This window comes from Scopulibacillus daqui (assembly GCF_016908855.1).
GTDB classification, from domain to species: Bacteria; Bacillota; Bacilli; order Bacillales; family Sporolactobacillaceae; genus Scopulibacillus_A; species Scopulibacillus_A daqui.
The window spans coordinates 81987-95978 of record NZ_JAFBER010000005.1; the positions used below are offsets into that span (position 1 = coordinate 81987).

The 13992-nt window shown below is 40.4% G+C and carries 11 protein-coding genes; all 11 read right to left on the reverse strand.

All coding sequences use genetic code 11. The features are described from left to right. Window positions 1-12: 12 nt before the first annotated feature. Entirely contained in the window at window positions 13-1470 is a 1458-nt protein-coding gene (gene treP, locus JOD45_RS05705) for a PTS system trehalose-specific EIIBC component (protein ID WP_205002907.1), read from the reverse strand. Window positions 1471-1517: 47 nt separating this feature from the next. Then, window positions 1518-2018: a PTS sugar transporter subunit IIA gene (locus tag JOD45_RS05710; RefSeq protein ID WP_205002908.1), complete on the reverse strand. Its 501-nt coding sequence runs from the start codon at window positions 2016-2018 to the stop codon at window positions 1518-1520. A 181-nt stretch (window positions 2019-2199) separates the two neighbouring features. Then, on the reverse strand, window positions 2200-4467 hold the full coding sequence (rnr, locus tag JOD45_RS05715) for a ribonuclease R (protein ID WP_239549111.1): 2268 nt from the start codon (window positions 4465-4467) through the stop codon (window positions 2200-2202). Window positions 4468-4522: 55 nt separating this feature from the next. Continuing rightward, entirely contained in the window at window positions 4523-5272 is a 750-nt protein-coding gene (locus tag JOD45_RS05720) for an alpha/beta fold hydrolase (RefSeq protein WP_205002910.1), read from the reverse strand. Window positions 5273-5445: 173 nt separating this feature from the next. Beyond that, window positions 5446-5676, reverse strand: coding sequence for a preprotein translocase subunit SecG (secG, locus tag JOD45_RS05725; protein WP_205002911.1), 231 nt, complete (start codon window positions 5674-5676; stop codon window positions 5446-5448). Between the two features lie 95 nt (window positions 5677-5771). Then, window positions 5772-6416 carry a L,D-transpeptidase gene (locus JOD45_RS05730; protein ID WP_205002912.1) on the reverse strand — a complete coding sequence of 215 codons (645 nt, stop codon included), beginning with the start codon at window positions 6414-6416 and terminating at the stop codon, window positions 5772-5774. A gap of 241 nt (window positions 6417-6657) precedes the next feature. Further along, window positions 6658-7929: a glutamate/aspartate:proton symporter GltP gene (gene gltP / locus JOD45_RS05735; RefSeq protein WP_205002913.1), complete on the reverse strand. Its 1272-nt coding sequence runs from the start codon at window positions 7927-7929 to the stop codon at window positions 6658-6660. A gap of 341 nt (window positions 7930-8270) precedes the next feature. After that, window positions 8271-9518 carry a glutamate-5-semialdehyde dehydrogenase gene (locus JOD45_RS05740; protein ID WP_205002914.1) on the reverse strand — a complete coding sequence of 416 codons (1248 nt, stop codon included), beginning with the start codon at window positions 9516-9518 and terminating at the stop codon, window positions 8271-8273. Next, on the reverse strand, window positions 9515-10639 hold the full coding sequence (gene proB / locus JOD45_RS05745; RefSeq protein ID WP_205002915.1) for a glutamate 5-kinase: 1125 nt from the start codon (window positions 10637-10639) through the stop codon (window positions 9515-9517). Before proB ends, JOD45_RS05740 begins: the two co-directional genes overlap by 4 nt. Before the next feature lie 596 nt (window positions 10640-11235). Beyond that, entirely contained in the window at window positions 11236-12057 is an 822-nt protein-coding gene (locus JOD45_RS05750; protein WP_205002916.1) for a hypothetical protein, read from the reverse strand. A gap of 619 nt (window positions 12058-12676) precedes the next feature. Continuing rightward, window positions 12677-13969, reverse strand: coding sequence for a phosphopyruvate hydratase (eno, locus tag JOD45_RS05755; protein WP_205002917.1), 1293 nt, complete (start codon window positions 13967-13969; stop codon window positions 12677-12679). Window positions 13970-13992 lie beyond the last annotated feature (23 nt).

The following is a 13992-nucleotide window of genomic DNA, read 5'->3' on the forward strand; positions in this document are numbered from 1 at the left end:
TATTGTGAATAATTACTGGTTATTGGCCATTTTGCTTTGAAAAATCTCGTCTTTGCTTGCTCCTTTTTTAAACTTAGAGAAAACAAAGGTCAAAGTAAAAGGAATAACAATCGACAGCGCCATGCCTATAAAAAAGACGCTCCATTTTTGCGGAAAGATGGTTAAGAACCCCGGCAAGCCGCCGACACTGATGGAAGCAGCCCTAACATGATTAACAGCCAGCACTGCTCCGGCGATCGCCGCGCCGATCATCGCTGATACAAACGGATACTTAAATCGTATGTTCACACCGAACATCGCAGGTTCAGTTACACCTAGAAACGCTGACACAGCAGAAGTTAACGATAAACTTTTTAGTTTCTTATCTTTTTTCATGACAAACATCATAGCCAATGCCGCTGCGCCTTGCGCAACGTTCGACATAACGAGTATCGGCCAAAGATAAGTGCCGCCAACACTTGCAATAAGCTGAAAGTCAACAGCAAGAAATGTCTGATGCATCCCGGTAATTACAAGGAGCGCATAACACCCGCCGTAAATGAGTCCGCCTATAATTGGAATATGGTTAAATATGCCGACCACCACATTGGTTATAAAATTTCCTATTCCAAAAGTCACTGGACCAATAACGATAAACGCCAAAAATCCTGTAACCAACAGTGCAATTGGTGCGACAACCAGCAGTTGAATAGAATCAGGTATTCGTTTTTTAAGAAAAATTTCTATCCTCGCCAAAACATAAGCGGAAACAAGGACAGGCAAGACTTGACCCTGATAGCCGACTTTTTCCACATGAAGCCCGAATAAATTCCAATGCGGAACCGTTCCATTTTTGACAGCGCTGCCATAATTATTGCCGTTCATAAGCTCAGGATGAACAAGCATAAGACCTAAAACGATGCCGAGCAATGGATTGCCGCCAAAACGCTTAACAGCCGACCAGCCAATGAGAACCGGTAAAAAAGTAAATGAAGTATTTGCGATTAAATTAACAATATCCGCAAGATCTTTCCATTCCTTATGAACGTCTATAAATGCCTTGTTATCATAGAAAATGCCTTGACCGGTCAGCAAATTATTTAGCCCTAATAACAAACCCGCTGTCACGATTGCCGGTAAAATAGGAATAAAAATGTCAGATAATGTTTTCACCGCTTTTTGCAGCGGATTAAGCTTTTTTGATGATTCATTTGTGACGTCTTCTTTCGTGGCCTCATCCAGCCCGGAGATTCGAATCAATTGCTCATAAACTTTATCCACAGTGCCTTGCCCTATAACAATTTGAAACTGCCCGTTTGCTGAAAATGAACCTTTAACTAAATCAATCTCTTCCAATTTCTCTTTATCGACTTTTGTCTCATCTTTTAAAGCAAAGCGCAAACGTGTCACACAATGAGTAACCGCATAAACATTGCTCTTTCCGCCGACTGCAGCCAATATTTTTTCGACAGATTCCTTTTTAATGCCCATAAGTCTTCCCCCCAATGCCCTGAATGTATTCGCTTACAACTATTGGATTACGCTTTCATTTTCACTTCCATCATCACTGTTTCTCCTCTGACTGCATCAGTTACCGTTCGTTTCTCAATACTTGCAACCGCATCCATATTTGTAATGACAACAGGTGTTATCGTATGGGCTGCCTTGTTTTTAACTTGTTCTAAATCAACATTAATTAATGGGTCGCCGGCTTTTACTTTTTGCCCTTGCCGAACATGAGCGGTGAACCCCTCACCATTCATTGAAACGGTTTCAAGTCCAATATGAATTAATAGTTCCATTCCGGATTTTCCTCGAATCCCGACAGCGTGTTTGGTCGGAAACAGCTGAACGATTTCACCATCAATCGGTGAAGACACTGTGCCGTCTGATGGAATGACAGCGAGACCATCACCTAACATTTTTTGTGCAAACGTCGGATCAGGAACCTGTTCCATGTCAGCTATTTGTCCGTTTATCGGTGCCAGTACGTGCTCAGTTGTTGTTTTTTGCTTTTTTTGAAAAAGACTTTTAAACAATGTGAATCCCCCTTACTCCATATTTGTATATACAAGAATTAAGTATATTTTAATTTGTATATACATGTTAGTCAATAAAAAATTTTAATTGTAAAAAAATAAAGGATTATGGGCTCGAGATAAAACAAAAAATATGGAGAAACAAAGTCCCTCCATACTCTGATTACCTGTTCAAAAACAGTTATTTTTTACGTTTTTTCTTTTTCTTAACTCCTTCATAAAAAGGCGTTTTTTTCGGCGTTTTGCTATCTTTTTTTCTTTCGTTCCCATTTTTTCTCTTACTATTCTTTGTATCCTTGGAATCGCCTTGTATAACTGTTGGACGGGCTTTTCGTTTTCTTGCTCTTCGCTCGACCATGCCGACAATTTCAAAATCAATGGAGCGTTCGTCTACATTGACATCAATAACACGAACTTCAATTCGGTCGCCGATTCGAAAGACATTGCCCGTTCTTTCGCCGATAAGCGCCATATGCTGATCATCATAGTGATAATAGTCATCCAATAAATAACTAATATGAACGAGTCCTTCGATCGTATTCGGCAATTCGACGAATAGGCCGAAGTTCGTAACACTGCTGATGACGCCTTCGAAAGTCTCGCCAATCTTGTCTTCCATATATTCCGCTTTCTTAAGGTCATCCGTTTCTCGTTCAGCATCAACTGCGAGCCGCTCTCTTTCCGAAGTATGTCTGGAAATCTCAGGCAGTTCTCTTTCCCAATAGTGCTTCGTTTTTGGATCAATTTTTTTCTCAAAGAGGTATTCCCGGATCAAACGATGCACAATTAAATCAGGATAACGGCGGATTGGCGATGTAAAATGCGTATAAAAATCCGTCGAAAGGCCAAAGTGTCCAAGGCTTTGATGATAATATTTCGCCTGCTGCATTGATCTTAGCATGACTGTATTAATGATTGGCTCTTCAGGTTCGCCTTTAATTTCTTCAAGCAGGGATTGCAGCGTTTTTGGATGTATGCTATCCAGGCTTCCCTTCACAACGTAGCCGAAGTTAACAGCGAAGTTGTAAAACCTCGCCAATTTTTCCGGATCAGGCTCTTCGTGAATCCGGTAAATGAACGGCAAGTCAAGCCAATGAAAATGTTCCGCGACCGTCTCATTTGCGCAAAGCATAAATTCCTCGATTAACCGTTCGGCTATTGAACGCTCGCGAATGACAACATCGACAGGTTTGCCGTCATCGCCGATGATAATTTTCGCTTCAGGAAAATCAAAATCTATCGCTCCCCGCTCACGGCGCCTTTTTCTTAAGATTTCTGCCAACTCAGCCATCAATTCAAAAAACGGGACAAGATGTTCATAACGATCAATGACTTCCTGATCTTCTTTTAATAGAATCTTGCGGACGTTCGTATATGTCATCCGTTCCGTTGTATTAATAACGCTCGGAAAGATATCATAGTTTACCACTTTCCCAGATGCCGTGATTTCCATCTCACAGCTGATCGTTAAGCGGTCAACATGAGGGTTCAAGCTGCAAATCCCGTTAGACAGCCGATGCGGAATCATCGGAATGACGCGGTCAACAAGATAAATGCTTGTCCCCCGGGCAAGGGCTTCTTCATTGATTGCAGATCCTTCCTTAACATAATGGGTGACATCTGCAATGTGAACGCCAAGCTTATAATTGCCGTTATCAAGCTTAACAACATTTACAGCATCATCTAGATCTTTCGCATCTTCGCCGTCAATCGTCACGATTGTTTCATTTCTAAGATCGCGGCGGCCTTCAAGTTCCGCAGGATCAATTTCATCAGGCACCGCATTCGCTTCAGCAATCACCTCGTCCGGAAATTCCTGAGGCAAATTGTATTTATAGATGACTGACAGGATATCGATGCCGGGGTCATTTTTGTGCCCCAGTATGTCGACAACCTTCCCTTCAGCATTCATGCGGCCCTCAGGGTATTTGGTTATCTCAACAACCACCTTATGGCCATCAACCGCACCATTAAATTCTTCTTTAGGTATAAAAATATCTTTTGGAATACGCTTGTCATCAGGTATAACAAATCCAAAATGTTTATTATCCTCAAACGTGCCGACAGTTCTCGTTACGCCCCGTTCAATAATGCGAATGACAACACCCTCGGGACGCTCTCCGGATGATTCATGGGAGAGGCGGACAATAACCGTATCGCCGTTCATCGCTCCGTTCAAATCTCCTTGCGCCACGTAGACATCGTCATATTTATCGACCTCATCCGGAATAATGAACGCAAATCCCTTGGCATGGCCTTGAACTTTCCCGCGCATGAGGTTCATTTTTTCCGGCAAACCGTAACGATTGCTTCTCGTCCTTACAATTAAACCTTCGTCTTCCATTTTATTTAACGTTTTAACAAACGTTTTAAAAGCTTCAGAGTCAGTCAATTCAAAGACGTCTTCAAGCTCAGTTAACGTCATCGGCTTATAAGCTTCTTCTTTCATATAATCTAGAATTTCTTGTATGCGATCTTCTGTCACAAATTATCACTCCTGTTCATTAGGAAACGGTCCAGTCCAACCCTTCTAAGAAGCGGTAAATATCTTCATGAAGCTGTTCTTTCTCATCTCCTAATGTAATTACATGCGACGAGTGTTCATACCACTTAATGTCTTTGTCATCCGACTGCACTTCATTATAAATAATGTTAGCGCTGTTTGTATCAATCATTTCGTCATTGCGGGCCTGAACAACAAATGTCGGCACATATATCATATCCACATGATTGCGGACATCTTTAATTAAGTTTTGCAGGTCTTTAATCGTCGCCATCTGCTTTTCCTTAAAGACTGCCATTTCTTCTTTTATTTGCTCATCGGATTTGCCTTCACGCTTTTTATATTCTTCAGCGTACTCCAAAACGCCTTCATAAATTTGCTTTTCTGTTTTGGCGTTCATCGGTGCACACATTGTCACAATACCCTTTACTGGAAGAGTGTAACCACATTTAAGGGAAAATACCCCTCCTAAAGACAAACCTGCAACTGCAATTTCTTCATAACCGAGGGACTTCAAGTGTTCATAGCCATTCTTAACATCTTCCCACCAGTCTGTCGGTCCTGTCTCTAAGAGCTCCTCAGGCGGCACACCATGGCCTTTATAATGAGGAGCATGGCTTGTATACCCTTTATCCTGCAAATATCGGCCAAGCATTCTGACATCAGAAGAATTGCCGGTAAACCCGTGCAGCAATAAGACAGCGCGTTTTCCTGCTTCGAATGTAAATGGTTTTGGCGGTATAATTTTCACAATCATTCTCTCCTTTATCTATATCATGATTCGATTCGCTTAGGTTTATTAATTCAAAATTCACGTCAAAGACATGATCATATACCCTTATTTATTTTTTATAAAACAATTGTATGTAAGAACTATCGTAAACAAAAAGAAAACAGCATGCCTCAATGGCTGCTGCCTAAGATTTAGAAAAAATATCCTAATAAAAAGGTAATGACAAAGAATAATACAGCCATGATTGCTGTGAATCTCGTTAAAACCGCGTCAATACCTCTTGCCTTTTGCTTTCCAAATAATTGCTCAGCTCCGCCAGTTATCGCTCCTGATAAGCCGTCACTTTTGCTTTGTTGCAAAAGAACAAGCACAATAATGCAAATAGCCACGATAACTAATAGCGTTATTAACAACGTATGCATTCGCTGCACCTCCGCTTTTACGCAAAAACACTATTCTTAATGTAACATAAACAAGCTTTCCTTTCCAGTGTACAACGCATCATAATTTCTCCGGATCATCGGATGACGACTTTGGTGTTATAGGGAATATTATCGTATATCCACTTGGCATCCGGAACAGTTAAATGAATGCAGCCATGGGAATCTTTTTGTCCCAGTTTTTTTGCATCAGCCGTGATGACATGCTGGTTTTTATCCATCGGCACACTATGGAAAAGAAATTCACCATGATTCTTCCATGAAACCCAATATTTTGCGCCTTCTTTGTATTTAGGCGAGTAGAACCATTCGCCGCGTTCAGCTTGAATATGGAAAGTGCCAGTCGGTGTCGTTGTATCCGGGTTCTTGTCAAGTCCTGTAGAGGCAATCATCGTGTAAATCGTTTTATCCCCATCTTTAACATACACTTTTTGATCCTTTTTGGAGACATCGAGCCAAATGTCTTGTCCTTTTTTCAATTTAGGGTAAGGCCCGCCTGATGGCGCGTTCCAATCAATGGTTTTTGGCTTTTCCGATTTTTGATGATTGCTGTTGCCAGTCTTTTGCTTGGCTGTTGTGTCTTTTTCATGGTGCTGATCCGTTTTATCGTGTGCTTTCGGTGCAGATGCACTGCCTGACGCCGATTCAGAACATCCGGCAGTAATGACGGCGAGTATCGATAAGGCTAGAAGCAGACACACATACTTTCTCCATTTCATCATATCACCTATTCCCTAACACAAAATTTAATACGCAGCATGAGTTGAGTACGCATAACTTCATTATAAAGCAAACCAAGCTTCAAATCACTGATAACTGCTTGAGTCATTGAACACGCTGAACAAATAAAAAAGCGATGCTAATGATTACAATGTTTTTATAAGACAGCCTTTTATTCAAATCGCAGCCAGGACAGCCGCTCTCAAAGAAAAAGCTCCTCCTATCAGGAGAAGCTTTTGCATATTAAGATGCTTGTCTTAATTCTTTCAGATATTGTTCGCCTTTGGCATGATCATATTGATTTTCCAATTTAGACATAACAACCGCTGCCAATGAGTTGCCTACGACATTAACTACAGTTCTAGCCATATCAAGGATACGGTCAATACCTGCAATAAATGCCAGCCCTTCAATCGGAATGCCGACAGAACCGAGCGTTGCAAGAAGCACAACAAATGAAACGCCTGGAACACCAGCAATGCCTTTTGATGTGACCATTAAGACAAGAACTAACGAAATTTGTGTACCAATGGACAGATCAATGCCGTACATTTGAGCAATAAATACGGCCGCAATAGCCTGATAAAGGGTCGAACCATCCAAGTTAAATGAGTAGCCCGTCGGAATGACGAAAGAAGAAATGGCTTTAGGGCAGCCGAATTTCTCCATCTTTTCCATAAGCTTCGGCAGAACAGTTTCCGAACTGGATGTTGAATAAGCCAAAATAAGCTCGTCCTTTAGAATCCGCAAGAAATTAAAAATGTTCACACCGGCAAATTTCGCAACTAAACCGAGTACAACTATAATAAAGAAGATCATAGAGCCGTAGACTAAGATAACCAGCTTGCTTAACGGAATAAGGGATTGAAGGCCAAATTTAGAAACGGTTACACCAATTAAAGCAAACACTCCAAACGGTGCAAATCTCATCACTAAATTTGTAACAGTGAACATGGCCTCGGCAGTACCTTGGAAAAAGTTAAGCACAGTTTTGCCCTTGTCTCCAATATAAGCCACACCTATTCCAAAAAGAACAGAGAAGAAAATAATCGGCAGCATATCGCCTTTCGCCATTGAATCAATCAGATTGCTTGGGACGATATTTACAAAAGTATCAATAAAACTATGATGTTCAACTTCTTTTGCTGTTTGTACATAAGATGAAATATCCGTTTTTTGAAGCGATTTCATATCAACGCCTGTACCGGGATGAAAGATATTCGCTGCAAGTAATCCGATAATAATAGCAAAGGTTGTAATGATTTCAAAATAGAGAATCGTTTTTCCGCCTAGCCTTCCCAACTTCTTAATATCTCCAACACCGGCTACGCCGACAATAATGCTTGAGACAACAATAGGGATAACAATCATTTGAATTAAGCGGAGAAATATATCGCCAATCGGCTGTAAATAGGTTGCTACTGCAGGATTATTATAGAAAACAGCACCAACAATAACCCCCAATACCAAACCTGCAAATATTTGCCATGCCAGTCCAAACTTTCTTCTTTTCATTTAAACACCTCTTTTATAATGGAATAATATTATAAATATTTAATTTTCTATATTTTCAATAAATTTACGTGGAATTAGCGTACGGTAAATTTAATAAGAGGTTTTGGATATAATGAAAAGCATTATCCAAAGTATATAGCATCAATGATTTAGGAAGGCTTCCAAAGATGAATAATGACATTTATACTTTTAACCTATCTTTCTTATTTTAAATTATATCAAAATGAAATGCAAAGTTCAACAGATATTTCTACAAAATTTGCACCTGTTACCAGCAAAAATTGGCATTATTAAAGCTATGGAGAACCCATAGCTTTCAAGATAATTATCTTTTACATTCCCTATTTTTTGATTTGCCCATTGCCGTGCACGGTATATTTTGTTGAGGTTAGAGCTCGAAGCCCCATCGGCCCTCTGGCATGCAATTTTTGCGTGCTGATGCCAATTTCCGCGCCGAAGCCAAATTCGAAACCGTCTGTAAACCGCGTTGAAGCATTATGATAGAGCGCGGCTGAATCTACCAATTGGAAAAACGCCTTCGTATTTTCATATGATTCAGTTATGATAGCTTCTGAGTGTTTCGTGCTGTAAGTGTTAATATGATCAATCGCTTCTTGTACATTTGCGACGATTTTAATAGCTATGATTTTATCCAGATACTCGGTTTCCCAATCTTCTTCCGTACAAGCGATGAGATCCGCAACGATTTCCCTTGCCTTGTCATCGCCGCGAAGCTCAACGTGATGGTCTCGCAATCTATTAACAAGCTCTCCCAGATGCCTTTTTGCCCAATGTTCATGAACAATGACTTTTTCAGCCGCATTACAAACGGAAGGGCGCTGTGTCTTAGCGTTAACTGTTATATCAATGGCCATTTGCGGATTGGCTGAATCATCAATAAACACATGGCAGTTGCCTGCACCCGTTTCCAGCACAGGCACCGAAGCATTTTGCACAACGGTTTGAATAAGGTTCTTCCCGCCGCGCGGAATCAAAACATCCAGGCAGTCATTTAATTTAAACATTTGTGACGCGGTATTCCGGCTGACATCCTCTAATAACTGAACGGCATCTTTGGGAATTGCTGTTTGTTCAAGTGCGCGGCGGATAACTGATACAAGCGCACGATTAGAATTCAGTGCCGACGAACTGCCGCGCAGAAGAACAGCATTGCCCGTTTTTAAACATAGGCTCGAAGCATCTGCCGTGACATTGGGTCTTGCCTCATAAATCATCCCGACAACGCCTAACGGAACCCTGACCTTTTCAATTTTCAGGCCGTTCGGACGCTCCCATGATTCGAGCACTTCACCGATTGGATCCATTAATTGCGTCAATTCTTCAAGAGCGAGAGCCATTTCGCGAATTCTTTGTTCGTTTAGCATCAGGCGGTCAATTAAGGTGGCGTTTACACCATTTTCTTTTGCCTGTTCCAAATCCTTTTTATTTTCTTGTAAAATGTAAGGCATTTCCTTAATCAATTGACCAGCGATTATGTTTAACGCGTCATCTTTTTGTTTTGTAGTTTTTGCAATTAATTGTCCGGCTGCGATCTTAGCTTTTTTAGCTTTTAACATTAATTCACTCATATCATTTTCTCCTTTACAGTAAATACAAACTGATCGTGATGTATCACTTCAGGATGTTTCGCCCGTGTTATTTTCATCGCCGTCTGGCTTGCGGCCCCTTTGATAATTTCTAATTCTTCCGATGTATAATTCACTTGTCCCTTGCCGATGACTTCATTCTTATGGTTGACGACCTCAACAACATCCCCGGCTTTAAATGTACCGCTAATTTGTTTGACTCCTGCCGGAAGCAGGCTTTTCCCTTTGAAAACAATGGCCGTTTGTGCACCATCATCAATCTTTATTTGTCCTGAGATTTTCGAGTGAAAGGCAATCCATTGTTTCGGTTTTTTTAATTGAATTTTTGGGGAATTCCCTATATAAGTGCCGTCTCCTTCTCCCTTTAAAATCTTGGTCAATTTGTCCGGCCCCGAACCTGTGCCAATAAATACATTGACACCGAGGGATAGAGCTGTTTGTGCGGCAATTAATTTCGACTTCATTCCGCCCGTTCCAACTTTTGACCCTGATGAGCTTTTGGCTTGTTTTAAAAGTTCTTCAGTTATTTCAGGGAGATAATCGTACCGTTTCGCATCTGGATTCATATGAGGGTTTGCTGTATACAAACCGTTTATATCTGTCAGCATGATGAGAATGTCCGCATGAACAAGGCCGCTGACAAGGGCTGACAACATATCATTATCGCCGAAGGTCAGCTCATCAACCGCAACAGAATCATTTTCATTGATAATCGGCAAAACAGACCGTTTAAGCAGCTCATGAAGAGTAGCATAGGCATTGCTGTAGCTTTCCTTATGAATAAAATCTTGCCTCGTTAATAGCAACTGAGCACTGACCAAACCATGCCTTTTAAAAGCATCTGTATAGGATTGGATCAGAAGTCCTTGACCTACCGCAGCCGCCGCCTGTTTGCCTGATATTGTGACGGGTCGTGCCGGATATCCAAGATCAAAGAATCCTGCCGAGACAGCGCCGGAAGAAATTAAAATCACTTCATGTCCTTCTTTTTTTAATTGTGCAATCGCTTCAACATGTTCTATTAATTTCTTTTTATTAAGCCCGCCGTTGGCATGCGTTAACGAACTGCTGCCAATTTTAACAACGATTCGTTTTTTCGCCATATTGTACACACCTTTCTATTAAGTATGATAAAAAACGAAAAAACCCTTCCCATCCTTACAATGACTTGCAAAGGACGGAAAGAGTCTGTATTCCGCGGTACCACCTTATTTGACATCATTATGACGCCCGCTTATTTTCCTATAACGCAGGGTCCGGTCGGGTTATTCGCCCAACAGCTCAAGGGATAGGTTCAATTGTTTGGCAGCGATGGAATCTTCCAGCCGATGAATCCCACTCTCTAACGCGCCAATGTCTATTTACTGGTCCCCGTCTATGCTTATCAGTGTTAAATTTATGATATATTATGCTTAAAGCCAATGGTGAAGTCAAGCCGTTTTTAAATAAAATTATCGATATTTTTTGACTTTTAAATTTCTTAGCAGAGAACCCCTAAATTATTGTAAAGCGGGAACACCGGCTGCAGATAGCGGAAACTGGAAGAAGATTCCACCCCAATGAATCTGGGCAGGAAAATGAGACACGCATAGAAAATATTATACTTCCTTCAAGCAAATTGATTCTGCATCATGCTTATTTATATCATTCATTCCGAAATGATTAATCTTATTAACTCCAAACCTGTTTCCCATTAAACTTAGGAACCTTTTCCTAGAGGCCTGTATAATTCAATCACACTTTGTGAGGTTGTTGGTACAGGTTTTTTCATTTTATCTACAGCCTTTGCATCAGCTAATATTTTCTTGTTTCGGTTATTGAAAGCTACAATAAACTGCCTCTGTTCCATTTTGTATACATGATTTAAAATCGATTTGTCTAACTTGATTTCATGAGACTCTTCTTTATTAATTTTTACGTGTTTTGCTAACTCTTCTGTATTTCCATACTCATCAACAAGAACAATATCAACGCTGGTATGATAAGGAAGAGGGCGAATTCTTAGGCTTTCAACTTTTCCCTTAGAAAAAAGCTCTCCATTTTTTTCAATAAATTTCACCGGATGTGATGCTTGTTTATACCAATCTAGAACCGGCAGTAAGGAATGTTTCTCAGGATTAAAGTTCTTTGGCAATTGAAAAGCCTGCTGATCAATCATTTTCTTTGATACAGTCGGATGTTTGCTTTTAGATACAAAAAAACGAACAAGACCCAAAGCTGCCCCATTATATTGATCTGTTTTGTCAGTTTGATTTATAGGAAATATCGTTAGTTCTTCACCTTCAGATGGTTTCCAATTAATTTTGATTGGAACTTCAATATGCTCATCAGGCGAAGCTTCTAAAATTGCGGCAGGAGCCCAGTGACTATGGCCTGTTTTTATTTTGGCTGTTTTATTGCCTTGTAAAAAGACGAATGTGAATGTTTGTTTTTTATTGGTTTTGTTTTCTATATACATTTTCCCTGTGATGACTTGCGCATGTTTAGAGTTGTCTATGTATTGAAATGATGTATCCTGCATTTTAACAGATCTGATCCATTTTTTATCAGGGTTAAATCCCATCGAAAGATTATAATTAACTGAATCGTCAAGAATCTCTTCAGTTTGATCAAGTGCTGAATGTTTTTTAAACTGTATTACTCAGAAGGCTTAACTCTATACACCTCCCTTTTTGTAAATTTTTGTACAAACCGTTCATTATCGAACGCACTGGCAGCTAGAAGAATGCAAATAAGACTTAATAAAGAAAATCTTGTTTTGTTCATTATCAATCTCCTTTAAATTTAAGACCATCATTATTTAACATTCAATAACCAGACGTTCTGATTATTTTCCCCATATATTTACTCTAATGGAAGATAGAGATAGATTTAATATCTATGGGCTTGCGATGTTTTCCAATCCTACGGCAGTACTTAATTTCTATTCGAAATATACTTAATGATTCTGCATCCCTAGGTTGTTGACTGAGTTTATAATAATATGAATCTAATAACATTTCATATACGATACATTTTTCCTAGGACAATATCAATAGTTTTTGTATAATTTTTTAAATTGCTTTTGGTTATTTATATCTGTCAACATTTATAACTAAAAAAAGAGATGCTCCGGCCGTGAGCATCTCTTTTAAATGGATTTAAATATTTTTGAGGTTATAGAAAGAACTTTTACCGCCGTATTGAGCTGATTCACCAAGCTCATCAGCTATACGGAGAAGTTGATTATATTTAGCAACGCGGTCAGTGCGTGACGGTGCGCCTGTTTTGATTTGGCCCGCGTTTGTCGCAACTGCTATATCAGCGATTGTTGTATCCTCAGTTTCACCAGAACGGTGGGAAATGACTGCAGTGTAGCCTGCACGTTTCGCCATTTCAATCGCATCGAATGTTTCTGTCAATGTGCCGATTTGGTTCACTTTAATTAAGATGGAATTGCCGACACCTTTTTCAATACCTTCTGCCAACTTTTTCGTGTTCGTTACAAAGAGGTCGTCGCCAACAAGCTGTACACGATCGCCAAGTTCTGCTGTTAGCTTCTTCCATCCTTCCCAATCGTTTTCATCAAGACCATCCTCGATCGAAACAATTGGATATTTATCAAGCAAGCCGCGATAGAATTCAATCATCTCATCTGAAGTTCTTGTGACGCCTTCACCTTTGAAATGATATTTGCCGTTATCATACAGTTCACTAGAAGCTACATCAAGGGCAATTTTCACTTGATCACCTGGTTTGTATCCGGCTTTCTCAATCGCTTCGATAATCGTTTGGATGGCTTCCTCATTTGAAGATAAGTTCGGTGCAAAACCGCCTTCATCACCTACAGCAGTATTAAGGCCTTTGTCTTTTAGAACAGCTTTAAGGTTATGGAAAATTTCCGCTCCCATACGGATCGCTTGCGGGAAGCTTTCAGCACCTACCGGCATAATCATGAATTCTTGGATATCAACATTATTGTCAGCATGTTCGCCGCCGTTAAGGATATTCATCATTGGTGTTGGCAGTGTTTTGCCATTGAAACCGCCAAGATAACGGTAAAGCGGCATGTCAAGATAATCTGCTGCAGCATGAGCAACCGCCATAGATACGCCAAGAATAGCGTTGGCGCCTAATTTGCCTTTATTATCTGTTCCGTCAAGCTCAATCAGAGCACGGTCAATGCCGGTTTGGTCAAGTGCGTCATAGCCGACAAGCTCCGGCGCAATAACATCATTAACATTTTCTACAGCTTTTAAGACACCTTTACCCATGTAACGGTTCTTTTCGCCGTCGCGAAGTTCAACAGCTTCATATTCGCCTGTTGAGGCACCGCTTGGTACAAGCGCACGGCCAAATGCGCCTGACTCTAAAAATACTTCAACTTCAACAGTTGGGTTGCCGCGTGAATCCAGAACTTCACGGCCATAGATATCAACAATCATAGAAGACATAACTTTTTCTCTCCTTTTACACA

Excerpts from the sequence above, each read along its gene's own strand:
- treP (WP_205002907.1), bottom strand. The coding sequence starts at position 1,470 with ATGGGCATTAAAAAGGAATCTGTCGAAAAAATATTGGCTGCAGTCGGC.
- rnr (WP_239549111.1), bottom strand. The coding sequence starts at position 4,467 with ATGAAAGAAGAAGCTTATAAGCCGATGACGTTAACTGAGCTTGAAGAC.
- secG (WP_205002911.1), bottom strand. The coding sequence starts at position 5,676 with ATGCATACGTTGTTAATAACGCTATTAGTTATCGTGGCTATTTGCATT.
- JOD45_RS05730 (WP_205002912.1), bottom strand. The coding sequence starts at position 6,416 with ATGATGAAATGGAGAAAGTATGTGTGTCTGCTTCTAGCCTTATCGATA.
- gltP (WP_205002913.1), bottom strand. The coding sequence starts at position 7,929 with ATGAAAAGAAGAAAGTTTGGACTGGCATGGCAAATATTTGCAGGTTTG.
- JOD45_RS05740 (WP_205002914.1), bottom strand. The coding sequence starts at position 9,518 with ATGAGTGAATTAATGTTAAAAGCTAAAAAAGCTAAGATCGCAGCCGGA.
- proB (WP_205002915.1), bottom strand. The coding sequence starts at position 10,639 with ATGGCGAAAAAACGAATCGTTGTTAAAATTGGCAGCAGTTCGTTAACG.
- JOD45_RS05750 (WP_205002916.1), bottom strand. The coding sequence starts at position 12,057 with ATGCAGGATACATCATTTCAATACATAGACAACTCTAAACATGCGCAA.
- eno (WP_205002917.1), bottom strand. The coding sequence starts at position 13,969 with ATGTCTTCTATGATTGTTGATATCTATGGCCGTGAAGTTCTGGATTCA.